The organism is Arthrobacter sp. B2060 (assembly GCF_059090445.1).
On the sequence record NZ_JBNHFR010000002.1, the window covers coordinates 72,136 to 94,091 of the forward strand.

22 protein-coding genes are annotated in these 21,956 nt (G+C 65.9%); 12 read left to right on the forward strand and 10 right to left on the reverse strand.

Annotation, left to right across the window (positions count from 1 at the left end; all coding sequences use genetic code 11):
• Window positions 1-60: 60 nt before the first annotated feature.
• Genes AC5RUM_RS05190 through AC5RUM_RS05200 form a run of 3 tightly spaced genes read left to right on the forward strand, consistent with a single transcriptional unit; the run spans window position 61 to window position 3,246 of the window.
• Window positions 61-1,383, forward strand: coding sequence for an AI-2E family transporter (locus tag AC5RUM_RS05190; RefSeq protein ID WP_494033951.1), 1,323 nt, complete (start codon window positions 61-63; stop codon window positions 1,381-1,383).
• 3 nt (window positions 1,384-1,386) lie between these two features.
• Window positions 1,387-2,625 carry a threonine ammonia-lyase gene (ilvA, locus tag AC5RUM_RS05195; protein ID WP_494033952.1) on the forward strand — a complete coding sequence of 413 codons (1,239 nt, stop codon included), beginning with the start codon at window positions 1,387-1,389 and terminating at the stop codon, window positions 2,623-2,625.
• Window positions 2,626-2,634: 9 nt separating this feature from the next.
• Window positions 2,635-3,246 carry a rhomboid family intramembrane serine protease gene (locus tag AC5RUM_RS05200; protein ID WP_494033953.1) on the forward strand — a complete coding sequence of 204 codons (612 nt, stop codon included), beginning with the start codon at window positions 2,635-2,637 and terminating at the stop codon, window positions 3,244-3,246.
• An 88-nt stretch (window positions 3,247-3,334) separates the two neighbouring features.
• Here the strand turns inward: AC5RUM_RS05200 and greA are convergent, their stop codons facing one another.
• Window positions 3,335-3,829, reverse strand: coding sequence for a transcription elongation factor GreA (greA, locus tag AC5RUM_RS05205; RefSeq protein WP_494033954.1), 495 nt, complete (start codon window positions 3,827-3,829; stop codon window positions 3,335-3,337).
• A 163-nt stretch (window positions 3,830-3,992) separates the two neighbouring features.
• Complete coding sequence (locus tag AC5RUM_RS05210) at window positions 3,993-4,454, reverse strand: DUF4307 domain-containing protein (RefSeq protein WP_494033955.1); 462 nt, start codon at window positions 4,452-4,454, stop codon at window positions 3,993-3,995.
• Window positions 4,455-4,539: 85 nt separating this feature from the next.
• Between AC5RUM_RS05210 and mca the strand changes: the two genes are divergently transcribed.
• The 3 genes from mca (at window position 4,540) to AC5RUM_RS05225 (ending at window position 8,005) form a co-directional block, all read left to right on the forward strand.
• The gene (mca, locus tag AC5RUM_RS05215) at window positions 4,540-5,445 is read left to right on the forward strand and encodes a mycothiol conjugate amidase Mca (RefSeq protein ID WP_494033956.1); all 906 of its coding nucleotides are present in this window, start codon (window positions 4,540-4,542) and stop codon (window positions 5,443-5,445) included.
• Window positions 5,446-5,538: 93 nt separating this feature from the next.
• Window positions 5,539-5,886 (forward strand): hypothetical protein, encoded by a 348-nt coding sequence (locus AC5RUM_RS05220; protein WP_494033957.1) that lies wholly within the window; start codon window positions 5,539-5,541, stop codon window positions 5,884-5,886.
• The gene (locus tag AC5RUM_RS05225) at window positions 5,864-8,005 is read left to right on the forward strand and encodes a thioredoxin domain-containing protein (RefSeq protein ID WP_494033958.1); all 2,142 of its coding nucleotides are present in this window, start codon (window positions 5,864-5,866) and stop codon (window positions 8,003-8,005) included. Before AC5RUM_RS05220 ends, AC5RUM_RS05225 begins: the two co-directional genes overlap by 23 nt.
• Here AC5RUM_RS05225 and trhA read toward each other — a convergent pair.
• A complete protein-coding gene (trhA, locus tag AC5RUM_RS05230; protein ID WP_494034206.1) occupies window positions 8,002-8,643 on the reverse strand; it encodes a PAQR family membrane homeostasis protein TrhA in 642 nt (213 codons plus the stop codon). The two genes, AC5RUM_RS05225 and trhA, sit on opposite strands and share 4 nt — an antisense overlap.
• Before the next feature lie 243 nt (window positions 8,644-8,886).
• Here trhA and AC5RUM_RS05235 point away from each other — a divergent pair, with 243 nt between their 5' ends.
• Window positions 8,887-9,648, forward strand: a complete 762-nt coding sequence (locus tag AC5RUM_RS05235) for an isoprenyl transferase (protein WP_494034207.1) — start codon at window positions 8,887-8,889, stop codon at window positions 9,646-9,648.
• A gap of 253 nt (window positions 9,649-9,901) precedes the next feature.
• Complete coding sequence (gene phoH2 / locus AC5RUM_RS05240) at window positions 9,902-11,338, forward strand: RNA 5'-3' helicase PhoH2 (protein WP_494033959.1); 1,437 nt, start codon at window positions 9,902-9,904, stop codon at window positions 11,336-11,338.
• Between the two features lie 109 nt (window positions 11,339-11,447).
• On the opposite strand, the gene AC5RUM_RS05245 is transcribed toward phoH2, so the two are convergent.
• Window positions 11,448-12,092 (reverse strand): GNAT family N-acetyltransferase, encoded by a 645-nt coding sequence (locus AC5RUM_RS05245; protein WP_494033960.1) that lies wholly within the window; start codon window positions 12,090-12,092, stop codon window positions 11,448-11,450.
• A 42-nt stretch (window positions 12,093-12,134) separates the two neighbouring features.
• Window positions 12,135-12,971, reverse strand: coding sequence for a hypothetical protein (locus AC5RUM_RS05250; protein ID WP_494033961.1), 837 nt, complete (start codon window positions 12,969-12,971; stop codon window positions 12,135-12,137).
• 58 nt (window positions 12,972-13,029) lie between these two features.
• On the opposite strand from AC5RUM_RS05250, the gene AC5RUM_RS05255 reads away from it, so the two are divergent.
• Both AC5RUM_RS05255 and AC5RUM_RS05260 read left to right on the forward strand, forming a co-directional pair.
• On the forward strand, window positions 13,030-13,605 hold the full coding sequence (locus tag AC5RUM_RS05255) for a prepilin peptidase (protein WP_494033962.1): 576 nt from the start codon (window positions 13,030-13,032) through the stop codon (window positions 13,603-13,605).
• A gap of 169 nt (window positions 13,606-13,774) precedes the next feature.
• The gene (locus AC5RUM_RS05260; RefSeq protein ID WP_494033963.1) at window positions 13,775-14,443 is read left to right on the forward strand and encodes a VWA domain-containing protein; all 669 of its coding nucleotides are present in this window, start codon (window positions 13,775-13,777) and stop codon (window positions 14,441-14,443) included.
• A gap of 66 nt (window positions 14,444-14,509) precedes the next feature.
• Here the strand turns inward: AC5RUM_RS05260 and AC5RUM_RS05265 are convergent, their stop codons facing one another.
• From AC5RUM_RS05265 to AC5RUM_RS05275, 3 genes are all read right to left on the reverse strand, one after another.
• On the reverse strand, window positions 14,510-15,931 hold the full coding sequence (locus AC5RUM_RS05265) for a class II fumarate hydratase (protein ID WP_400578119.1): 1,422 nt from the start codon (window positions 15,929-15,931) through the stop codon (window positions 14,510-14,512).
• Between the two features lie 87 nt (window positions 15,932-16,018).
• Window positions 16,019-16,633, reverse strand: a complete 615-nt coding sequence (locus AC5RUM_RS05270; RefSeq protein WP_494033964.1) for a carbonic anhydrase — start codon at window positions 16,631-16,633, stop codon at window positions 16,019-16,021.
• 9 nt (window positions 16,634-16,642) lie between these two features.
• Window positions 16,643-17,338 (reverse strand): DUF4245 domain-containing protein, encoded by a 696-nt coding sequence (locus AC5RUM_RS05275; protein WP_494033965.1) that lies wholly within the window; start codon window positions 17,336-17,338, stop codon window positions 16,643-16,645.
• 194 nt (window positions 17,339-17,532) lie between these two features.
• Here AC5RUM_RS05275 and glpX point away from each other — a divergent pair, with 194 nt between their 5' ends.
• Both glpX and AC5RUM_RS05285 read left to right on the forward strand, forming a co-directional pair.
• Window positions 17,533-18,555: a class II fructose-bisphosphatase gene (gene glpX, locus AC5RUM_RS05280; protein ID WP_494033966.1), complete on the forward strand. Its 1,023-nt coding sequence runs from the start codon at window positions 17,533-17,535 to the stop codon at window positions 18,553-18,555.
• Window positions 18,556-18,847: 292 nt separating this feature from the next.
• The gene (locus tag AC5RUM_RS05285; protein WP_494033967.1) at window positions 18,848-19,666 is read left to right on the forward strand and encodes a putative endonuclease domain-containing protein; all 819 of its coding nucleotides are present in this window, start codon (window positions 18,848-18,850) and stop codon (window positions 19,664-19,666) included.
• A gap of 43 nt (window positions 19,667-19,709) precedes the next feature.
• Here the strand turns inward: AC5RUM_RS05285 and AC5RUM_RS05290 are convergent, their stop codons facing one another.
• A complete protein-coding gene (locus AC5RUM_RS05290; protein ID WP_494033968.1) occupies window positions 19,710-20,693 on the reverse strand; it encodes a lipid II:glycine glycyltransferase FemX in 984 nt (327 codons plus the stop codon).
• Window positions 20,694-20,698: 5 nt separating this feature from the next.
• Window positions 20,699-21,949 (reverse strand): mannose-6-phosphate isomerase, class I, encoded by a 1,251-nt coding sequence (gene manA, locus AC5RUM_RS05295; RefSeq protein ID WP_494033969.1) that lies wholly within the window; start codon window positions 21,947-21,949, stop codon window positions 20,699-20,701.
• Window positions 21,950-21,956: the final 7 nt, after the last annotated feature.

Sequence of the window (21,956 nt, forward strand, 5' to 3'; positions counted from 1 at the left end):
CGCCAGCGCGGCTGCGACGCTGCGTTTCCCATAGCCGCACAGCTAGGGAATTATGGGGCTATGACGCCAGCCAAGGACGCCACACCAGAAGAACCGGTCAGGACAACCATCCTTCCGCCCCCGCGGCCCCGGACCGAACGCGAACTCGAGCAGGACATTCCCTACGGTGTCCGCATCGCTGCGGCGTGGTCCTGGCGGCTGGGGCTGATCCTGCTGATAGTGGGCGCCCTGGTATGGCTGCTCGGCAAGATCAGCTTCCTGATCATTCCGGTCATGGTCGCGGCCCTGCTCGCAGGCCTGCTCAGCCCCGTGGTGCAGTGGCTGCGCTCGCAGCGGATTCCCAACGGAGCAGCTGTCGCCATCACGATCCTTGCCTTTATCGGGGTGATCGCGGCATCGTTGGCGCTGGTAGGGCGGCAGTTGGCCCTGGGGTTCCAGGCATTGTGGAGCGAGGCCCTGGCCGGAGTCCAGCAGGTCCAGACCTGGCTGGTTGAGGGGCCCCTCCACCTGTCGGCAGCACAGATTGACCAGTACATCCGCGAGGGAACGGCGGCGCTGCAAAACAACAGCAGCAGCATCCTCAGCGGGGCTCTTTCCTTCGGCAGCACGGCGGGGCACTTCGCCGCGGGGATGATCCTTGCCCTGTTCATCCTGATCTTCTTCCTGCTCGAGGGTGACCGGATCTGGGCCTTCCTGGTCCGGCTTCTGCCCCGGCGTGCCCGTATTCCCGCCGACGGTGCCGGCCGGCGCGGCTGGGCCTCGATGGTCAGCTATGCGCGGATCCAGATGTTCGTGGCCTTCGTTGATGCGGTGGGCATCGGAGCGGGCGCGGCCATTATCGGTGTCCCGCTGGCGCTGCCCCTTGCTGTGCTGGTGTTCATCGGCTCCTTCATTCCGGTGGTTGGCGCCCTGGTGACCGGCGCCATCGCCGTGCTGCTGGCGCTTGTTGCCAACGGACCCGTCAACGCCCTGGTGATGCTGGGCATCGTGCTCCTGGTCCAGCAACTGGAAAGCCACATCCTGCAGCCGCTCGTCATGGGCAAGGCCGTGGCACTGCACCCCGTGGCCGTTATCCTCGCCGTCGCGGCCGGTTCCTACCTCGCGGGGATCCCCGGAGCGCTCTTCTCGGTGCCCATCCTGGCCGTAGCAAACTCGGCGATTCGGTATATTGCAGGCAGAACGTGGGAACATGATCAAGTGCTGGCTGGCGCGCGCGGCGGTGTCGTGGCAGGTCCGGCCAGCGCAGACCAGGACAACACCATCAAGGAAGTCCGGTTGCCGGGTGCGAGTCCCGGCCACGGCAAAGACGCCGATCGTGGAACAGGTGCTCCGGCCAGACAGTCTGCGCCGGGCTCCGAAGCTGAATTTCCCAAAGGAGAATAGTTCGTGAATACCCCTGAAAGCCTTCCCGTCACGCTGGACGATGTCCTTGAGGCGCAGAAGCTGCTTGACGGGATCATTACCCGGACGCCCGTCGAATCATCCCGGGCGTTGGGCGGGATGGTGGGCGGCAAGGTCTTCTTCAAGTGCGAGAACCTCCAGCGCGCCGGCTCCTTCAAGGTCCGCGGCGCCTACGTCCGGATGGCACGTCTTTCCGAGGCGGACAAGAAACGCGGCGTCGTGGCGGCGTCCGCGGGCAACCACGCGCAGGGCGTGGCGGTCGCCGCGAAGAGCCTGGGCATCAAGGCGCGGATTTACATGCCGCTCGGCGTCGCGCTTCCGAAGCTCGCCGCCACCCGGAGCCATGGAGCCGAGGTGATCCTGCACGGGCATAACGTGGACGAGGCACTCGCCGAGGCGCAGCGCTACTCTGACGACACCGGCGCGGTCTTCGTCCACCCCTTCGACAACGTGGACGTCGTGGCCGGCCAGGGAACCCTCGGGCTGGAAATCCTCGAACAGGTGCCCGACGTCGACACCATCCTCATGGGGGTCGGCGGCGGCGGCCTGCTGGCGGGCGTGGCGGTGGCAGTCAAGGCACGGGCCAAGGAGCTCGGCCGGGAGATCCGCATCATCGGCGTGCAGGCCGAGAACGCTGCCGCCTACCCGCCGTCGCTGGCGGCGGACGCCCTGGTGCCGCTGAAGAGGGTTTCCACCATGGCTGACGGCATTGCCGTGGGCCGGCCCGGCCAGCTTCCGTTCAGCATCATCCGGGAACTGGTGGATGACGTGGTCACGGTCAGTGAGGACTCCCTGGCACGTGCCCTGATCTTCCTGCTGGAACGCGCCAAGATGGTGGTGGAGCCGGCCGGCGCCGTAGGTGTGGCTGCCCTCATGGACGGCAAGATCGAGAATCCGGGTACCACTGCCGTGGTGCTCTCCGGAGGCAACATCGACCCCATGCTGATGCTCAAGGTGATCCAGCGCGGCCTCTCAGCGGCAGGCCGGTACATGACCGTGCGGATGATGCTCGATGACCGGCCCGGTTCCCTCGCCACCATTGCCCGGATCATCGCCGAGAACGATGCCAACGTGACGGGCCTTGACCACACCCGGGTGGGAGGTTCCATCAGCATGGGAGACGTCTCCATCACCGTGAACCTCGAGACCAAGGGCCACGAGCATGGAGAACAGGTCCTTGCCGCGCTGCGCGCCGAGGGCTTCCAGCCGATCGTTGTGCACTAGGAGCTAAAGATGCTGGAAACACCAGGGGAACCTCCGGCAGCGCGGGACACCCCGGCGTCGCGGGCCAAGGGCGGGCTCCTGGTGGTGGGCTCGTTCGTGGTGCTGCTCTTCGCGCTCGAGCTGGTCAACACCGCGCTGCTGCATGGCCTGAACCGGGTGTTCGGCCTCAGGCCCCGCAGTGCGGACGGCATCTTTGACATCTTCACGTTTCCGTTGCTGCACGCCAACCTGAACCACGTCATTTCAAACGCGCTGCCCCTGATTATTTTCGGGTTCCTGGTCTTCATGTCGGGGCTGCGGGTCTTCCTCACCGCGATGGCCTGCAGCTGGCTGGGATCGGGGGTTGCCGTCTGGCTGATCGGCAACCGCGGGATCACGGTGGGGGCGTCCGGCCTGGTCTTTGGGCTTTTTGCGTTCCTCCTGGTGCGCGGCTTCTTCAACCGCAGTTGGTGGCAGATCCTGCTGTCGGTCGTGCTCTTTATGGCCTACGGCAGCATCCTGTTCGGCCTGATTCCCAGCGTGGCGGGCTTTGTCTCCTGGCAGGCGCACCTTGGCGGCGCCGTCGGCGGTGTCGTGGCGGCCGTGGTGCTGCGCGCCCGTAACTCAGCCCGCCGGGGCTAACGCGTTAAAGCGCGACGCCGGTCCTCCCGCAATTCGGGGAGGACCGGCGTCGTGCGTTGCGGCAGGATCCGCAAAAGGTAAATTTCCGCTAGCCCACGTACGGCTTGGCGGACAGGATCTCGACGGTGATGTCCTTGCCGTTCGGGGCGGTGTAGCTCAGGGTGTCGCCCTCCTTGTGGCCCATGATGGCCGCGCCGAGCGGTGACTTCTCGCTGAAGACATCAAGGTCGGAATCTCCGGCGATCTCACGGGAACCCAGCAGGAACGTCTCGTCGTCCCCAGCGATCCGGGCAACAACGATCATGCCGGGCTCAACAATTCCGTCATCTGCGGGAGCCTCGCCCACATGGGCGTCGCGGAGCAGCTGGGTGAGCTGGCGGATGCGGGCCTCAATCTTGCCCTGCTCCTCCTTGGCGGCGTGGTAGCCACCGTTTTCCTTGAGGTCCCCCTCTTGGCGCGCAGCTTCGATCTTCTGGACGATTTCCGCCCGGCCGGCGCTGGAAAGGTGGTCCAGCTCTGCCTTCAGGCGGTCAAAAGCTTCCTGGGTAAGCCAAGCTGCAGGCGCGCTGTTGGTGGTAGACACGGACATCTCCTCTAGTGGTTAGCAAGCAGGTCATACAAGCAAAGACCCCGCCACGGTGGCCACTTGTGGAACTCAGTAACCAACTCAGCGGGGTAAAGGTATTGGTCCATTGTAGTCAATCCTGTGGATTAAACCCAAAGGGCGAGCGGCGTGGGTCACATTTTTACCGGTCGGCGCCGGGGACCCAGCAGCTGTCCACGACGGCAGAGACGGACTGCGATTCAGTCCGCAGAACTTCGCGCAGGGCAACGGTGCGGCCGCCGTCGGTCGCTGCGCCCTGTCCCGACTCCGTCGGGATGTCCACGACTTTCCAGCCCACGATGGCGAACTTCGAGTCAAGGGCCTTGACCGCGCACTTCACGGCGGTCCCCGGATCCCGGGAGACCTGGAAGTCCACCTCCGTTTGCGTGGCGTCGACTGTCCTGTAGCCGATGTCCTTGAATGTGACCGAGGACATGGCCGAGGACGTCGAAACCCAGGCCAGGAATCCGATGCCGGCCGCCAAGGCCGCAATCCCTGCACCCCGTTTGGCATTGCGGGACAGCCTGCGCTTTGGACCGCCATAGCGATTGGCTAGGCTAATGTCTGCAGGCAGGGGAGTGCCCGACTTGTCCTCGGTAGTCACCATTCCAGTTTAGTGGCGATCCGCCGGGGAAAAATCCGGTGCCCGGCACTGCACCCGGCAACAGTAGAAAGAGGAGCAGTCCCAGATGACAGCGTCCACGAGTCCGTCACCTACACTCCGCCTCTTGGCCGTGCACGCCCACCCGGATGACGAATCCAGCAAGGGCGCCGCGACGATGGCCATGTATGCCGCGGCGGGGGTAGACGTCATGGTGGCGACCTGCACCGACGGATCGCGCGGCGACATCCAAAATCCTGCCATGGAAGGCGAGCCGCACCCCAAGAGGGACATGGCAGGGGCCCGCAGGCTGGAGATGAACGAGGCCGCCCGCATCCTGGGAGTGAAGCAGCGCTGGCTGGGCTTTGTTGACTCCGGGCTGCCTGAGGGGGATCCGCTCCCACCGCTGCCGCCGGGGTCGTTCGCCCTGCAGCCGCTCCACCGTGCCGCGGCACCGCTGGTGCGCCTCGTCAGGGAGTTCAAGCCGCACGTCATTGTCAGCTATGACGAAAAGGGCGGCTACCCGCACCCGGACCACATCATGGCGCACCGGGTGGCGGTGGAGGCGTTCGAAGCTGCAGGGGACCCCGAAAAGTACCCCGGTACCGGCGAGCCCTGGACGCCGAGCAAGCTTTACTACGACCGCGCCTTTAGCCCCGAACGCTTCCGTGCCCTGCATTTCGCCCTCGAAGAGGCAGGGCTCCAATCGCCGTACGCTGAACGCCTCGCGGCCTGGCTTGAGGCCGACGCCGAGGGGCACACGGCGCCGCCGCCCGCGCACCAGACAACTACGCAGGTGGACTGCGGGGATTACTTCGAAACCCGGGATGATGCCCTCCGCGCGCACCGTACGCAGGTGGACCCACTGGGGTTCTTTTTCGCCGTTTCATCCGACATGCAGCGCCGGGCATGGCCCTGGGAGGACTACACGCTGATCCATTCGCGGGTGCCCGCCGACCTCCCGGAAAAGGACCTGTTTGCAGGGCTAAGATAGAAACAACAGACAGTTTCTATCCCGTGTAGAAGATAGCGGCTTAGAGCGACGGCCAGACGACCTGCGCCACGGCCCACCAAGAAAGTTCCCACTGTGCACCACATGCTCATCGCCCTGGCATCCTCCCCGGCCCCCTCGCCTTCCCTGCGGCCGGGCCTATCCGAGGACCAAGTGACCCCCGGCCTGCTCGGCTTCCTGCTGACGGCGTTTATCGTGGTGCTGACGGCGCTGCTGATTGTGGACATGGTGCGACGCATCCGGCGCGTGCGCTACCGTGCACAGGTGGAAGAGGAGCGGATGGCGGCGGCAGAAGCTGCGGACGTCGCCCGCGACGACAACGCCGGTATCGCAGACGATGCGGATGACGCTGACATTGCGGATGTTGCAGGTAAAACAGACAATGCAGGCAAATCAGACAATGCGGGCAGAACAGACGCCTGAACCCGGCGACCGCAACGCCCTGGGTGAAGAGCCCTCGGCGTACCTTCGGCAGCACGCAGGCAACCCGGTGCACTGGCAGCCCTTCGGGGACCAGGCCTTCGCCCGCGCCGCAGCCCGTAACGTTCCGGTGTTCCTGTCCATCGGCTACGCCGCCTGCCACTGGTGCCACGTCATGGCCCATGAATCCTTCGAAGACCAGGCCACCGCTGACTACCTGAACGCGCACTTCGTCGCCATCAAGGTGGACCGGGAAGAGCGGCCGGACGTGGACGCCGTCTACATGGCCGCCACGCAGGCGATCAGCGGGGAGGGCGGCTGGCCCATGTCCGTTTTCCTGACACCGGACGGACTCGCGTTCCACGCCGGCACATACTTTCCTCCCCGGCCGATGCCCGGCCGGCCGTCGTTCCTGCAGGTGCTGGAGGCGGTACACGACGCATGGGAGGAGCGCCGGGACGCGGTGGAGGAGAATGCCCGTTCCCTCGCCCAGAACATGGGTCACGCCCAGCTCTCTGCCGTAGTGAACCTCAGCGCGCCGCCCGGACTGCTCGATCCGGAGCTTCTTCCGGCAGCAGTCCGCTCGCTGCGCCGCTCGGAGGACCCCGACGACGGCGGCTTCGGCGCCGCCCCCAAGTTCCCGCCGTCGGCGGTGCTTGAGTTCCTGATGAGGCATGCGGCCGTGGCCTCGGACACGGCAGGTGAGGCCCGCGGCATGGCCGGACGGACGTTGGCCGCCATGGCACGGTCGGCGTTGTTCGACCAGCTCGACGGCGGATTCGCACGGTATTCAGTGACCAGGGACTGGTCCGTGCCACATTTCGAAAAGATGCTCTACGACAATGCCCAACTGCTGAGGGCCTACGTCCATTGGGTCCGGCTGGGCGGAACACCCGGCTTTCCCGAGGCGGAAGCGGCCGACGTCGCCGTTCGCACGGCCGAATGGATGCTGGCATCCCTCGGGCTCCCGGCAAGCGGCGGGCACGGCGCAGCGGTGGCCCTGGCGTCCTCGCTCGATGCCGACTCGGTGGCCAACGGAGAGCACCACGAGGGTGGCACATACCTCTGGACGGCAGGCGAGCTCGAAAACCTGTTGGGCAGTGACGACGGGGCCGCCGTCGCCCGGACCATGAACGTGGGTGAACACGGAACCGTCTCCGAGCTCGGGTCGCCGCTGCACCCGGCCAGGGCCCTCAGCCCGGAGGAGGCCGCGCACTGGGCCGCTGTCCGGCCGCGCCTTCTTGCTGCCCGCGCTGCCCGGCCGCAGCCCGCACGCGACGACAAGGTGGTGGCGGGCTGGAACGGGATGGCCGTGGCGGCTCTGGCTGAGGCCGGTGCTGTGCTGGACCGTCGCGGGCTGGTGGACGCGGCGGTGCGGATCGCGGGCTACCTGGAGAAGGTTCACTGGAAGGCCGCCGAGGGGGAACTCGTCCGCGTTTCACACGCCGGCGCCGCACGTGGAATCGGCGGGCTCCTGGAGGACTACGCCTTCTGCGGCGAAGGGTTTCTCGCGCTGTTCGCGGTCACCGGGGATCCCCACTGGTATGGGCTGGCGGAGTCAGTCATTTTGGCGGCATGTGGGCGGTTCATCGTGGACGGCAGCCTGGCGGATACCGCCGGCGAGTCAGCCCAGGTGTTCAATGCCCAGGGCCGCCAGCCGGGCCTCGACCCGTTCGACGGCGCCACGCCCAGCGGTGCGGCGGCATTCGCCGGGGTCCTGCTGAGCTACGCAGCCCTGTCCGGCTCGTCGGAGCACCGGGCCATGGCAGGCAACATCCTTTCGCTGCTGCCGCCGCTGGCTGAGCGGGCCCCGCGAGTGGCAGGCTGGCTGCTGGCCACCGCGCAGGCAGCGGCTGAGGGCCCGGTGGAGGCCGCCGTCGTCGGGCGCCCTGGCCCGGCAAGGGACGCTCTGCATGGGGCGCTGTTGCGGTCGCCCAGCCCGGGGCTGGTTATCGCCGTGGGCGATGGCGCGGCGGGTGACGGGACCGTGCCGCTGCTGCGTGGCCGCACGGCCGGGGCGGACGGCGCTCCCCTCGTGTATCTGTGCCGCGACATGGTTTGCGAGCGGCCGGTGGCTTCCGTGCCCGAGGTTAAGGAGCGCCTTGGCCGGACGGGGATTTAGCTCAGGACGGCGATGAGAATCGCCGCGAAGTGGGCGGCGAAGGCGAACACCGTGAGCGCATGGAACAGTTCGTGGAAGCCGAAGTGCTCGTAGCTGATGTTCGGCTTTTTTAATGCATAAAAGACGGCGCCGGCAATGTACAGGACGCCCCCGAAGCAGATGAGGAGGGCCGAGGGCACGCTGGCAGCGAAGAAGTCGGGCAGGTAGAACAGCGAGCCGCAGCCCAAGGCAACGTAGATCGGCACGTACAGCCAGCGCGGGGCGTTGGTCCACAGGAGCCGGAACAGCACACCCAGGATGGCCCCGGACCAGATCAGCCAGAGCAGCAGCACCGCGGTAGGCCGCTCCAGCAGGCTCCAGGCCAGCGGTGTATAACTGCCGGCGATGACCAGCATGATGTTGGTGTGGTCGAGCCGCTTCAGAACCATTCTCACGCCCGGGGACCAGTTGCCGCGGTGATAAACCGCGCTGACGCCGAACAGCAAAACCCCGGTCAGGGCATAGATGGCCGAGGTGACCTTGCGGTCCAGGGTGGGTGCCAGCAGCACGAGCACCACGCCGGCGGCCAGGGCCAGGGGAGCAGTGACAGTGTGGATCCACCCGCGCCATTTGGGCTTGATCATCAGCAGTTCGGCGATGCGGACGGCGGTGTCATCCACCGGGTTTGGCCGGTGCTCCGGGGTGCCCGGGCCGCCCGGGGCGGTGTTGCTCGTCATCACCCCAGAATAACCTACGAGTCAGTAAGTTACTTGCGGGTAACAGGATTTTGACGGACTGACCGTGAGGTTTACGGCAGGACGTGTGCACGCGCCTCCGCCCGCGGACGGTAGCCTAGGATTTGCACAGCAGTCAGACAGCCAGGAAGTCAGGTGAATCTCCGGATGGAATTGCCCGGGTTCCTCTATGGCTTCTACGAGCGCAGACTGCTCCGCTCCCTCGGGCCGGACCGGATTCCCCGGCACATCGGTGTGATGGTTGACGGCAACCGCCGCTGGGCGCGGCAGTTCAATGCCCCCACGAGCCAAGGGCACCAGGCCGGTGCGGACAAGATCCACGAATTCCTGGGCTGGTGCCAGGAGCTCGGGGTCAGGGTGGTCACCCTCTACATGCTCTCCACCGACAACATGAACCGCTCCGGTGAGGAACTGGACCTGCTCATGGGAATCATTGCGAACACCCTGGACCGGCTCGACGAGAACGCTGACATTTCCGTGCATGCCATGGGCGCGCCCGAGCTCCTGCCGGACTACCTGGCGGAACGGCTGACCACGCTCACCGCCCGGACTCCGGTGCGTGAAAAGCTCCACGTCAACGTGGCGGTGGGCTATGGCGGCCGCCGGGAGATCGTGGACGCCGTCCGTGAACTGCTGCACGACGCCGTGGCGCGCAAGGCCGACATCAGTGAGCTGGCCGACTCCCTGTCCGTGGACGACATCTCCCGTTTTCTCTATACCAGGGGCCAGCCTGATCCGGACCTGGTCATCAGGACCTCCGGGGAGCAGCGGTTGTCAGGGTTCCTGATGTGGCAAAGCGCCTACAGCGAGTTCTACTTCTGTGAAGCGCTGTGGCCTGCATTCCGGAAGGTTGATTTTCTCCGGGCTCTCCGTGATTACGCCGGGCGGCAGCGCCGCTTCGGCGCTTAGCCCGGCGCAGTCCGTCCTCGCGTTCACCTCGAATTCACAAGCCGGCAACAGGAATCGCCGCTGCAGGCCTTTGGAAATTAGTCGGGGGAGATTTACGTTAAGAGCATCAGCAGGCAAAACCGCCGGCTGATCGGGGAGGCCAGTACATGGAGCGAACTTTCGCACCGGTTGTATGGGAGGCCGAGCCCGGCCTCTTGGCCGAGCCGCCTCACCAATAACGATTCCGGGCATGTGCCCCGGGGCTGGAGTCGATGTGGCTATTTCTGAACAACTGCCCGAAGTCATCACGGACGAGGGCGAGAAGGCTACCACTCGCGCCGAGCGAGGCATTCCAAAGACCGGTGCGGCAACGAAATCCGCCGCAGCCGGTCTTGCTGTTTCCGGCCTGACCTCAGAATCCCAGCCAGCCGTCTCGACGTTTGTCATTGATACCTCGGTGTTGCTGTCCGATCCCCGCGCCCTGCTGCGCTTCGCTGAGCATGAAGTGATTGTGCCCATCGTCGTGATCACCGAGCTTGAGGGGAAGCGGCACGACCCCGAACTGGGCTATTTTGCCCGGAGTGCGCTGCGGCTCCTGGACGACCTCAGGATCCAGCACGGCGGACTGAACAAGCCCATTCCGCTGGGCGATGCAGGTGGCACGCTCATGGTGGAGCTGAACCACATTTCGTCTGAAGTCCTGCCGGCCGGATTCCGGGGCGCCGACAACGATAGCCGCATCCTCGCCGTCGCCATGAACCTGGCCAACGAGGGCCGCAACGTCACGGTGGTGTCCAAGGACCTGCCCATGCGGGTCAAGGCCTCTGCCATGGGGCTGCTCGCGGATGAGTACCGCAACGAGCTGGTCAAGGACTCGGGCTGGACGGGGGTCGCGGAAATCGACGCCAACGAGGAAGAGATTTCCACGCTTTACGGTCATGAGCCGGTGTTCATCCCTGCTGCGGCCGAGATGCCGGTCAACACCGGACTCGTGCTCCTGTCCAACAGGGGTTCGGCGCTGGGACGGGTAGGCGCGGACAAGCAGGTCCGCCTTGTGAAGGGGGACCGGGATGTCTTCGGGCTCCACGGGCGGTCCGCGGAACAGCGGCTTGCCATCGACCTGCTGATGGATCCGGCCGTGGGCATCGTCTCAATTGGTGGCCGCGCGGGCACGGGCAAGTCAGCCTTGGCGCTCTGCGCTGGACTGGAAGCGGTGCTGGAGCGGCGTGAGCACCGCAAGGTGATCGTCTTCCGCCCGCTCTACGCCGTGGGCGGCCAGGAGCTGGGATACCTGCCGGGCTCGGAATCCGAGAAGATGAACCCGTGGGCGCAGGCGGTCTTCGACACGCTTGGTGCCCTCGTCAGCCAGGAAGTCGTGGAGGAAGTCATGGACCGCGGCATGCTGGAGGTCATGCCGCTGACCCACATCCGCGGCCGTTCCCTGCATGACGCGTTTGTCATCGTGGACGAGGCGCAGTCCCTGGAGAAGAACGTGCTGCTCACCGTCATGAGCCGCATCGGGCAGAACTCCAAGATTGTCCTCACCCACGACGTCGCCCAGCGGGACAACCTGCGGGTCGGCCGGCACGACGGCGTCGCCGCCGTCGTCGAGACCCTGAAGGGCCACCCGCTCTTCGGCCACATCACCCTCACCCGCTCCGAGCGCTCGCCCATCGCGGCACTCGTTACGGAGCTGCTGGAAGGGGCCTGAGACCCAGACACGGAAGGCCGTGGCCTGTTTGCGGGGCCACGGCCTTCCCATGGCTGCGGGCGCAGCCGCGGGTTGGCCCTGGAGGAACCAAGGCTGTCTGCGGACGTTCCTAGATCCGCAGGAACTTTGCGGTCGGCTCGTGGCCCTCTACCTTCAGTTGCCAGTCGGGACGCTTGAAAACTTCCGGGATGAGGCGCACCCGCTGGACTGTTTCCACCTTGCCGCCCCAGGACATGCGGGTGACACCGTTAAGTTCGTATCCGAGGGAGCGCGAAACTCCGAGGGAGGCCGCGTTCCACTCCGCCGCTTCGGATTCCGCGACGTCGGCCTTGAGCCAGTCGAAGGCATAAAGCGCGACGGCGGCCCGCATCTCCTTGCCGAAGCCGCGGCCATGCGCGTCCCTCCTCAGCCAGGAACCGGTAGTCACTGTCCTGAGGACGGCAAAATCCTTGGCTCCAACGTCCTGGCAGCCAAGGAAAGTTTCGCCGTGCCAGATGCCAAGGATCAGGGACCAGGACTCGGGCGTGCTGTTGGCCCGGCACTGCCAGTACCAGCGGGCCATGCCTGCTCCCAGCTGGTCGGGCGGTGATTCGGCCCAGGGTGTGCTGAAGGGGTTCCGGCCGCGTTCGTGAATGCCGCTGGCCGCCGCCTCAACCGCGGCGGGAATGTCCTCGTCCCGGAGCGGGCGCAACACGAGCCGGGGAGTGGCCAGCCTCAGGGCGAACGGCGGAAAGACAGACGTCAGCTGGGTCATGAGGGAAGCCTAGCTGTAATTGCGAGGGACGTTGTCGCCCGCTCAGGCCGGGTTGGGACGCAGTGGCCACTGGATGTGGTCCCGGACGTCCGTCAGGTTCACCGGCTCGGCCACAAAGAGGTCATCGAGCATGTATTCGTCGACGCCAAGGATGCGGATCCAGTGGCCGGGCAATTCCGTTCCGCCCGTTCCGCCGCTTCTGCCCGTTCCGTCGCTTCCGCCCGTTCCGTCGTCGAGCGGTTCAGCAGCCACACAGATCCCCGTTCCCACGTCGATCCGGATCCGGGTCCTGCCGGGTCCGCACAGGGGGTTCTCCGGGTCCAGCGGACGGTAGCCGGGGTTCGGCGACACCACCGTTTCCCGCGCCGGACGTCCCTCGTGGTCCACGTCGCGCACCGGCTCAAGCAGTTCCACGGCATTCGCCCGCGGGAACTCCAGCGGAACAGGCGCATTGCCCGCGAGCTCCACCGGGTCAAGGGCGGCGCCAAAGCGGCTGTTCCCGAACGACGGTTCGCCGTACGCAGCCTCCGGGCGGCGCCTGACCAGCCCGCCGTCGTCGTAAACCGGGGTGACCAGGTGCGCCGGCAGCAGCCACGACTTCCGGCTGGCACTGATGTAGAGGCTGTCGCGCGAATCGTTGATGCCGGTGGTGCTGTGGATGAGGGTCCCGTCCGTGGTCTCGAGCCGAAGGGCACCGGGGCGGCGCAGCCAGGCGCGCACGGGGACGGTCCTGCCCTCGGGAGTCTCACGGTATTCGAACCGGAGGGACTGCCACTTCCAGGGGGAGGAGCGGCAGAGGTTCCGGAAGGACGCAGCGGAATCGGAGGGCGCCGAGGCCCCGCCGTGTTCCTGCCGGTGCTTGGCGTCCCAGGTCCCCATATCCACAGTTTACGCGCGGGTCCAGCGGGAGACCGGGCATATCCAGTAGCATCCGAGAGTGATCCAACGACTTGGCGAACTCTGGGACGCGGCGCCACCCGCCTTTTGGCTGGTGCTGGCAGCGTGCGCCTATTTTGCGGTGATGGCCGTGCGGCTGACGGTGATCGACGTCCGCCACCACCTGCTGCCGAACCGGATCGTCTTCCCGTCCTACGCGGTGGCGGGGGCACTGCTGCTCGGGGCGGTCATCAGCCTGGTCCTGGCGGTGCCAGGCAGCGGGGGTGTGCCGGGCGCCGGGGGGCCGCCTGACGCCGCGGCGCAGCTGTTCGGGGTGCCCGCACTCCGGATCGTGGCCGGTGGAGCGGTGCTGTGGCTGTTCTACTTTGTCCTGCGGCTTGTGTACCCGCCCGGGATGGGGTTCGGCGACGTGAAGCTGGCCGGGGTGCTTGGCATGTATTTGGGGTACCTCGGCTGGGCGCACGTTTTCGCCGGCACCTTCGCGGCGTTCCTGCTCGGGGGTCTGTGGAGCATCGCCCTGCTCCTGTCGCGGAGGGGAACGCTCAAGTCAGCCATTCCCTTCGGGCCCTTCATGCTCGCCGGCGCGGCCGCCGCGATGGCAGTGCTCCCTGCCTGAGCGCGACGCATAATTAAGCCCCGGGTACTTCAGCCCCAGACTGAGGTACGAAGTACCCTATTTTGGACCTTCCCCTTTTTTGTCAGTGACCGTCCTTACCCTGTTCCTGTACAGCAAATCTGCTGGCATCAGGTGGCGCTGGTGTAGCCGGGGCCGGAAACGGGGAAGCATGACAGATGCGGGGCTCACACATATTTACGTGCTTCTGGACCGCTCAGGGTCCATGAGCGCCATCGCGGATGACACTGTGGGCGGATTCGCGGCGTTCATCAAGGAGCAGCGGTCGGTGGCAGGCCGGTGCAGGCTGTCCCTCGCACAGTTCGACGACACCTACGAGCGCGTCTATGAGGCCCGGGACATCCAGGACGTGCCGCCTCTCGTGCTTCAGCCGAGGGGCTCCACGGCCCTGCATGATGCCATGGTTCGTCTGATGGGCGAAGCGGGGGCAGAACTGGCGGCGCTCCCGGATCACGAGCGGCCGGGAACGGTGCTCGTGGCCGTGCTGACGGACGGGCACGAGAACGCCTCCCGGGAAGCTAACGGGGCCATGGTTAAGGCCATGGTGGAACGGCAGCAGGCACAGTGGGGCTGGCAGTTCACCTATCTCGGCGCGAACCAGGATGCCGTCCTGACCGCCCGCGGCCTGGGGATCAAAGCTGAGGACGCCCTGACCTATGCCGCCGGCAACGTGGACGAGGCCTTTAACGTGCAGTCCGCCAAGACGCGCAGGCTGCGTGAGGCCAGGATGTCGGGCGCCACCATGGACCAGGCCTCAGCCATGGCGGCCTACACGCCCGAAGAGCGCAGGGCCGCCGGTGAGCCGCGGAAGGACCGGTAGCCGGGAACGACGCCGGCCGGCACCTTCCACTGGAAGGCACCGGCCGCCGTCGTACTTCTTTGGGATCTACGCCTTGTGCGGAGGGCGCGTCATGGACATGACGTCCAGGGCTGTGTCCAGCTGCTCTTCCGTCAGCTCGCCGCGCTCCAGGAAGCCCATGGCAACGACGGTCTCACGGATGGTGAGGCCTTCGGCCACGGCCTTCTTGGCGATCTTGGCGGCGTTCTCGTAGCCGATGAACTTGTTCAGCGGCGTCACGATGGACGGCGAGGCTTCGGCGAGGAAGCGTGCACGGTCTACGTTGGCGGTGATGCCGTCGATCATCTTGTCGGCCATGACGCGGCTGGTGTTGGCCAGCAGGCGGACGGACTCGAGCAGGTTGGCCGCCATGACGGGGATGCCGACGTTCAGCTCGAAGGCGCCGTTGGTTCCGGACCAGGCGATGGCGGTGTCATTGCCGATGACCTGGGCGCAGACCATGATGGACGCCTCGCAGATGACGGGGTTGACCTTGCCCGGCATGATCGAGGAGCCGGGCTGCAGGTCCGGGATGGCGATTTCGCCGAGGCCGGTGTTGGGGCCGGAGCCCATCCAGCGGAGGTCGTTGTTGATCTTCATGAAGGAGATCGCAATGTTGCGCAGCTGGCTGGATGCCTCGATCAGGCCGTCGCGGTTGGCTTGGGCCTCGAAGTGGTCGCGGGCCTCGGTCAGCGGCAGGCCGGTGTCGGTGGCGAGCAGCTCGATGACGCGCTCCGGGAAGCCTGCCGGCGTGTTGATGCCGGTGCCTACGGCGGTGCCGCCGAGCGGGACCTCGGCAACGCGGGGGAGGGAGGCGTTGATGCGTTCAATGCCGTAGCGGACCTGTGCGGCATAGCCGCCGAATTCCTGGCCCAGCGTCACCGGAGTGGCGTCCATGAGGTGCGTGCGGCCGGACTTCACAACGTCCTTGAACTCAACAGCCTTCCGCTCCAGGGACTCGGCAAGGTAGCCGAGCGCAGGGATGAGGTCGTTGAGCAGGGCCGAGGTGGCAGCGACGTGCACGGAGGTGGGGAACACGTCGTTGGAGGACTGCGAGGCGTTGACGTGGTCGTTGGGGTGCACCACCTTGTCGCTGCCGGCGGCCTTCAGGGCGCGGGTAGCCAGCTCGGCGAGGACCTCGTTCGTGTTCATGTTCGAGGACGTGCCGGAGCCGGTCTGGAAAACGTCGATGGGGAAGTCGCCGTCGTACTTGCCCGTGGCCACCTCGTCGGCAGCCTCCGCGATCGCTTTGGCCAGCTCGCCGTCGAGCACGCCCAGTTCTGCGTTGGCCTGGGCAGCGGCCTTCTTTACTCGCGCCAAGGCCTCGATGTGGGCTCGTTCAAGGGTTTTTCCGGAGATCGGGAAGTTCTCGACTGCACGTTGCGTCTGTGCGCGGTACAGGGCGTTCACGGGGACGCGGACTTCGCCCATCGTGTCATGTTCAATGCGGAACTCTTCAGTGGAAGTCATGGGGCTAGCTTAGGGCGATCTGCGGCCGCATCGAAAACCGTGAACTGCTTGCGACAGCGGTCCCGAAAGGGACCGCCGTCGGCAGGCTTAGAGCTCGCCGATTCCGGAAACAAGCTCCGCGTGGCCCTCGGCCAGGCTGTAGGAGAGGCCGATGACCGCGGTTCGGCCCGTTTCAATTGCGTCGGAAATCACACGCGAGCTGTCCACCAGGCGCTGCGAGGTCTGCTTGACGTGCTCCACGACCATGTCATTGACCTCCGTTTGCTCGTTGCGGAGGGACGTCAGGACTGACGGTGTGATGCGTTCGACGAGGTCCCGGATGAAGCCCACGGGCATCTGGCCGGTTTCCACGGCGGCCTTGGTGGCGCTGACCGCGCCGCAACTGTCGTGGCCGAGCACCACGATCAGCGGCACGCCGAGAACGCCGATGCTGTATTCCAGAGAGCCGAGGACGGCGTCGTCGATAACCTGGCCCGCGGTCCGTACCACGAACACGTCGCCGAGGCCGACGTCGAAAATTATCTCGGCAGCAAGACGTGAGTCGGAACAGCCAAAGATCACCGCGAAGGGATGCTGGTTCTCCACGAGCGAGGAGCGCCGTGACGAATCCTGGTTGGGGTGTGAGGATTCGCCATTGACGAAGCGGTCGTTGCCTTCGCGCAGTCGGCGCCAGGCCAGGGCAGGGGTCAGATACGTTGTCACGGCCCCACCTTACGGTGTGGGGCTCGGCGAGGGGGAAACGGTGACAGTAAGGTTACTTTCCAAGGATTTGACGACGGCGGCGGCCAGGACCGCGAACTCGTCCAGTTCGGCCTCACCGCTGAGGACAACGGTGGTTCCGCGATAGGCCAGCACCATGCTCCTCTCGCCCTTGCCGGTGTCCCGGAGTTCCCATTCCTTGCCGCCGGCGTTGCGGGTGCCGGTGACCGGGGCATTCTTGGTCTGCTGCAGCAGCCAGGTCGGGTTCGCCTTGCGCGTCTGGACCAGGCCGATGAAGGCCTCCTTGGGAGTGAGGTAGCCGACTTCCCAGGTGGGGACCCCGGTGCCGGTGCCGGCTACCCATCGGGCGTAATTGGGCATGAATGTGTCGCCCACCTGAGGCGTGACCGGTGTGAATCCCGCCACATCTGCAGCGTTGCCGGCGACAGCACTGACGTTGATGTCAGGCCGGAAACCGTCGGACTTCGGCGCGGGATTCATCAGGACGATCGGCAGGAAGGCAGCAATGCTGACCACCAGGGCGATGATCATTCCAATGACCGACGCGTTGGCCCGCTTGGCGGCAGCGGCGGGAATTACCGGCTTGATCGGCTGTGCGGCCGGGTCAGGGGAGGAGCCGTGGCCGGCTGCCGGGGTGTCGGGGGCGGACTTGTCCTGCGTTTCACTCACCCTTCTATAGTCGCCCATGGGTGGTCTGATCTCACATTCCGCATGCTCCGGCAGTGAGGTTTGGATTTGGTCCATACGTTGGTCATCCTATGACCTCGGCGCTCCGCCACGACTATGATCAGTAGCAGAGGAATCACCGCGCCTGCCCCATCTGGCATTTGCGGGTCCAATGATCGCCACTCGAAGAAGAGGTTCACGTGTCACCAGCGTCCATGACCCAGAAGTATTCAACGCTTTCCCCGTCGCTCGCCGTCGGAACCGACGAGCCGGACCGCAACCTCGCCCTTGAACTCGTCCGGGTGACCGAAGCCGCGGCCATCGCCGGTGGCCACTGGGTTGGCTTCGGCGACAAGAACAAGGCCGACGGCGCCGCCGTCGACGCCATGCGGTCCTTCCTGCACACCGTCCACTTCAACGGCGTCGTGGTCATCGGTGAAGGTGAAAAGGACGAAGCCCCCATGCTGTTCAATGGCGAACAGGTGGGTGACGGCACCGGTCCCGAGTGCGACGTCGCTGTGGACCCCATCGATGGAACCCGCCTGACGGCACTCGGTATCAACAACGCCCTGGCAGTCCTGGCCGTGGCCGAACGCGGTTCCATGTTCGACCCGTCCGCGGTGTTCTACATGGAGAAGCTCGTCACGGGCCCCGAGGCCGCCGACATGGTGGACCTGCGCCTGCCGGTCAAGCAGAACCTGCACCTGATCGCCAAGGCCAAGGGCGTCAAGGTCAACCAGCTGAACGTCATGATCCTTGACCGCGACCGCCACCGCCCGCTGGTCGAGGAAATCCGCGAAGCCGGCGCCCGCACCAAGTTCATCATGGACGGCGACGTCGCTGGCGCCATCGCAGCAGCCCGCTCCGGCACCGGCGTGGACGCGCTCATGGGCATCGGCGGAACGCCGGAAGGCATCGTTGCGGCTTGCGCCATCAAGTCGCTCGGCGGCGTGATCCAGGGCCGGCTGTGGCCCACGAGCGACGATGAGAAGCAGAAGGCCATCGACGCCGGCCACGACCTTGAGCGGGTTCTCTCCACGAACGACCTCGTCAAGAGCGACAACTGCTACTTCGCCGCCACCGGCATCACCGATGGCGACCTCCTCAAGGGTGTGCGCTACGACAAGGACAAGGTGCTGACGCAGTCGATCGTCATGCGCTCCAAGTCCGGCACCATCCGCTTCGTGGACGGCGAGCACCAGGCCAGCAAGTGGGAAGGCTACGCGCGCAAGAGCTAGCCGCACCGCCCCGCGCGAACTGGCAGCAAATGACCCCAAATCCACGATTTGCGGGCATTAGCTGCCAGTTCGCGTTTAAGCGGCGGGGCCAGCCTGTGGATAACGCCTCCGCTCCCTTGGACAGGGACCACAATGAACCATGCCCCGGACGCCAATGCCTCCCCAGATTCCGCACGGATCATTTCTTGCCGCCGATGCAGACCTCCTTGGCCTGAGCCCTAGGCAGCTCAGCCGGGACGGCATTTTCACACCGTCGCGCGGCATAAGGCTTGCGCTGCACAGCACGGGAAGCGTGGCCGACAACGTGCGCGCATACTCTCGGCTTGATCCCGCTTGCGTGCTTACTCATTCGACCAGCGCTCGGATCTGCTGCATTTGCCTACCTAGCTGGCTGGATCAGGACTGGCGCATCCACATCGCCCGCCCGGCGGACGGTTGCCAGCCCCGCCGCCGGAATGTGGTGGGCCACCAGTTGTCTTTCAAGCCCGGCGAAGTGGTGGTGTTCGACGGCGTTCGGCTCACGTCCCCGGCAAGGACCTGGCTCGACCTGGCCTCATTGTTGAGCATCGATGAGCTCGTGGCTGGCGGCGACTCTATCGTCGTCGAGCACAGTGAGGATTTCCCCTTGCCGCGGCAGCCGCTCGCAACGATTGGGGATCTGAAGCGAATCGTAAGCCAGCACCCTGGCATGCGCGGGGTGAGGAAGGCGAGGCTCGCCCTGGACCTGATCCGAGTGGGTGCGGATTCACCGCCGGAAACGATGATGCGGCTGGCGCTCGTGCGGGCGGGACTTCCCGAACCTGTACTGAATGTCGTGCTGAGAAATGGGCTCGGCCACCCGGTGGTCTGGCCTGATGCGGCCTATCCCGATCATCGGATCGCCCTTCAGTATGACGGTGCCCACCACGGTGACTCTGACCAGTACCGCCGCGACATCAAACGACAGGCTCTACCGAAGGTCTGGGCTGGCGGGAAGTCCGCGTCCAACAGGGCGACCTGGAAGGGGTCCGCCCGTTCGTCGTCGAAAAGGTCAGGGCTCTTCTCGGCGGCTCCTCCGCATCGAATCCTTGGGAGCGAACTGGCAGCTAATGACCACAAACCACGGATTTGACGTCATTAGCTGCCAGTTCGCGCTCAGCGGGGGGAGGGGCAGCTCAGGCGGCCGAGCGGTCGGGGGTGGAGCGCTTAACGCGTTTCAGGGCTGAGCGCAGGGCGTCGCGGAGCCTGCGTGCCGCCTGATAGGCCGCGTAGCGGGGTTTGTTGACCGGCAGGTCCCACGTTCCCGGGTAGGCGATTTCCCGGCCACCGAAGGACTTCTTGAACGCCGTGAAGCCAGCCCACTTGTGATCGGGCTGGCCGGCAGGGGCCACACCCCAGAGATCCAGGTACTTGAGCCCCTTGTCCTTGGCGTCGGCCATCATGGTGACCAGCAGGGGAATGCCGGCACTGAGCTTCCTGTGGGTGTCGTCGATAGCGGCGTGAGCATACGTACGGGTGTCTGCGGAATCGTAGGCCAGCGCCGCAGCGATGGGTCCGCCGTGGAGTTCGGCGACGAACAGCGTGGCGGCACCGGCGGGCATCAGGGAGGAGGCCACCTCGGTCAGGTATTCGTCGCTTTGCGGCTTGAAGCCGTTGCGCCGTGCCGTCATGTGCAGGAAATTCAGGAGGATGCGGATGTCTTCTGGATCCTGGGTCGAGCGGAACGTCACACCCTTCTTGTGGATGTTCCGGTACAGGTTCCGGTTGACCGGCTTCATTTCTGCCAGCACGTCCTTGAAGTCGCGGTCCAGGTCCACGATCCAGCTCAGCTCCGGCTGCTGGTTGACCGGTGCGGGCTGCATTCCCCGGCCTTTCAGCGCGGCAGCCGCCGTCTCCGGGTCCAGCCCGGCCGTCACCGGTTCGATCCGGACCAACACGGCGCCGCAGGATTTCGCTATGTCCACGAGGACGGCCAGCGCGGCGTCAAACGCAGCAAGCGAGTCGGCGACGGGACCGTAGGGCGCGTACAGGACTTTGCCTGCCGGGTTCTTTTCTTCGATGGCCAGGAAGCTCCACCCCTGGCCGGACCGCGTATGGACCCGGCGGCCAAGGCTCTTTTGGAAATCGGCCCAAGCCGGGGTCTGCAGGAAGTACTCCACGGCGCTCAGGCTTTCAGTGCGGTGGTCACGGCGAAGGCCACGGCAGTATCCGTGGAACCTGCCACCGGGTGGACGTTGACGGGGGCATCGGCTGCCGGGAGGAAGGCGCTGCCGCCCCGGCCCAGCCGCAGGTCACCCTTGGGTGAATCGAGGTAGACGGAGCCGGCAGTCACGATGACCACCGCTGCCCCCGACTGTGCCAGTGGCACGGGGCCGCCGTCGGGAAGTAGCTCGATCCGCTGCAGCTGGAACTCCCGGAAGGGCGGCCGGTACAGTTCCTGGCCGAGTTCGGAAACGTCTGCGCGGAGTCTGGGCACGCCCACCGACTCGAAGACGATGGTCTTCAGCAACTCCGGCACGTCTACGAACTTCGGTGTCAGGCCGCCGCGCAACACGTTGTCCGAGGAGGCCATGACTTCCACACCCATGCCGTGAAGGTAGGCGTGCACGTTGCCGGCGGGGAGGTACACGGCTTCGCCGGGTTCCAGGGAGAGCCGGTTCAGCAGCAGGGAAATGAGCACGCCAGGGTCACCGGGATACTCGCTGTTAAGGCTCAGAACCGTGGCGAGCTCCTGCTGGTACGGCGCCAGGGGCGCGCCGGAGGCCAACGCCTCCACCACGTTCGCCGTTGCCTCGGCGACACCGTCGCCGCCGGCGATCAGCCGTTCAAACGCCGACCGCAGGGCGCTGCTCTCTGGCGCCTGGGACAGGTCATCGATCACTTCGGTCAGGACGGAAGGGACGCCGGACCCCGAGAGCTCCAGGCAGCCGGCCAGGTGGAGAAAAACGTCCCGGGACTTCGCGGGCTCGCGGAAACCGCACAGCGCGTCAAACGGAGTCAGCGCAAAGATCATTTCCGGCTTGTGGTTGTCGTCCCGGTAGTTGCGGTGCGGGGCGTCCGCGGGAATGCCCTGGCCGTTCTCGCGGTCGAAACCGGCCCGTGCCTGCTCAAGGCTGGGGTGCACCTGCAGCGACAACGGCTTCGCTGCGGCGAGGACCTTCGTGAGGAACGGAAGGCGCGGCCCGAATGCCGCCACCGAGGCTTCCCCCAGGAAATGGCCGGGGTCCTCGGCGATCAGCTTATCCAGGGGCACCGACGTTCCGTCAGGGCGGGCGGCAACGGAAGGGGAGTCCGGGTGGGCTCCGATCCACAGCTCCGCCTCCGGGCCGCCCGACTCCGGCCTGTCCAGCAAACCGGCGATCGCCGTCGTCGATCCCCAGGCGTACGGCCGGAGGACGTTATCGATTTCGTACACAGCCGGG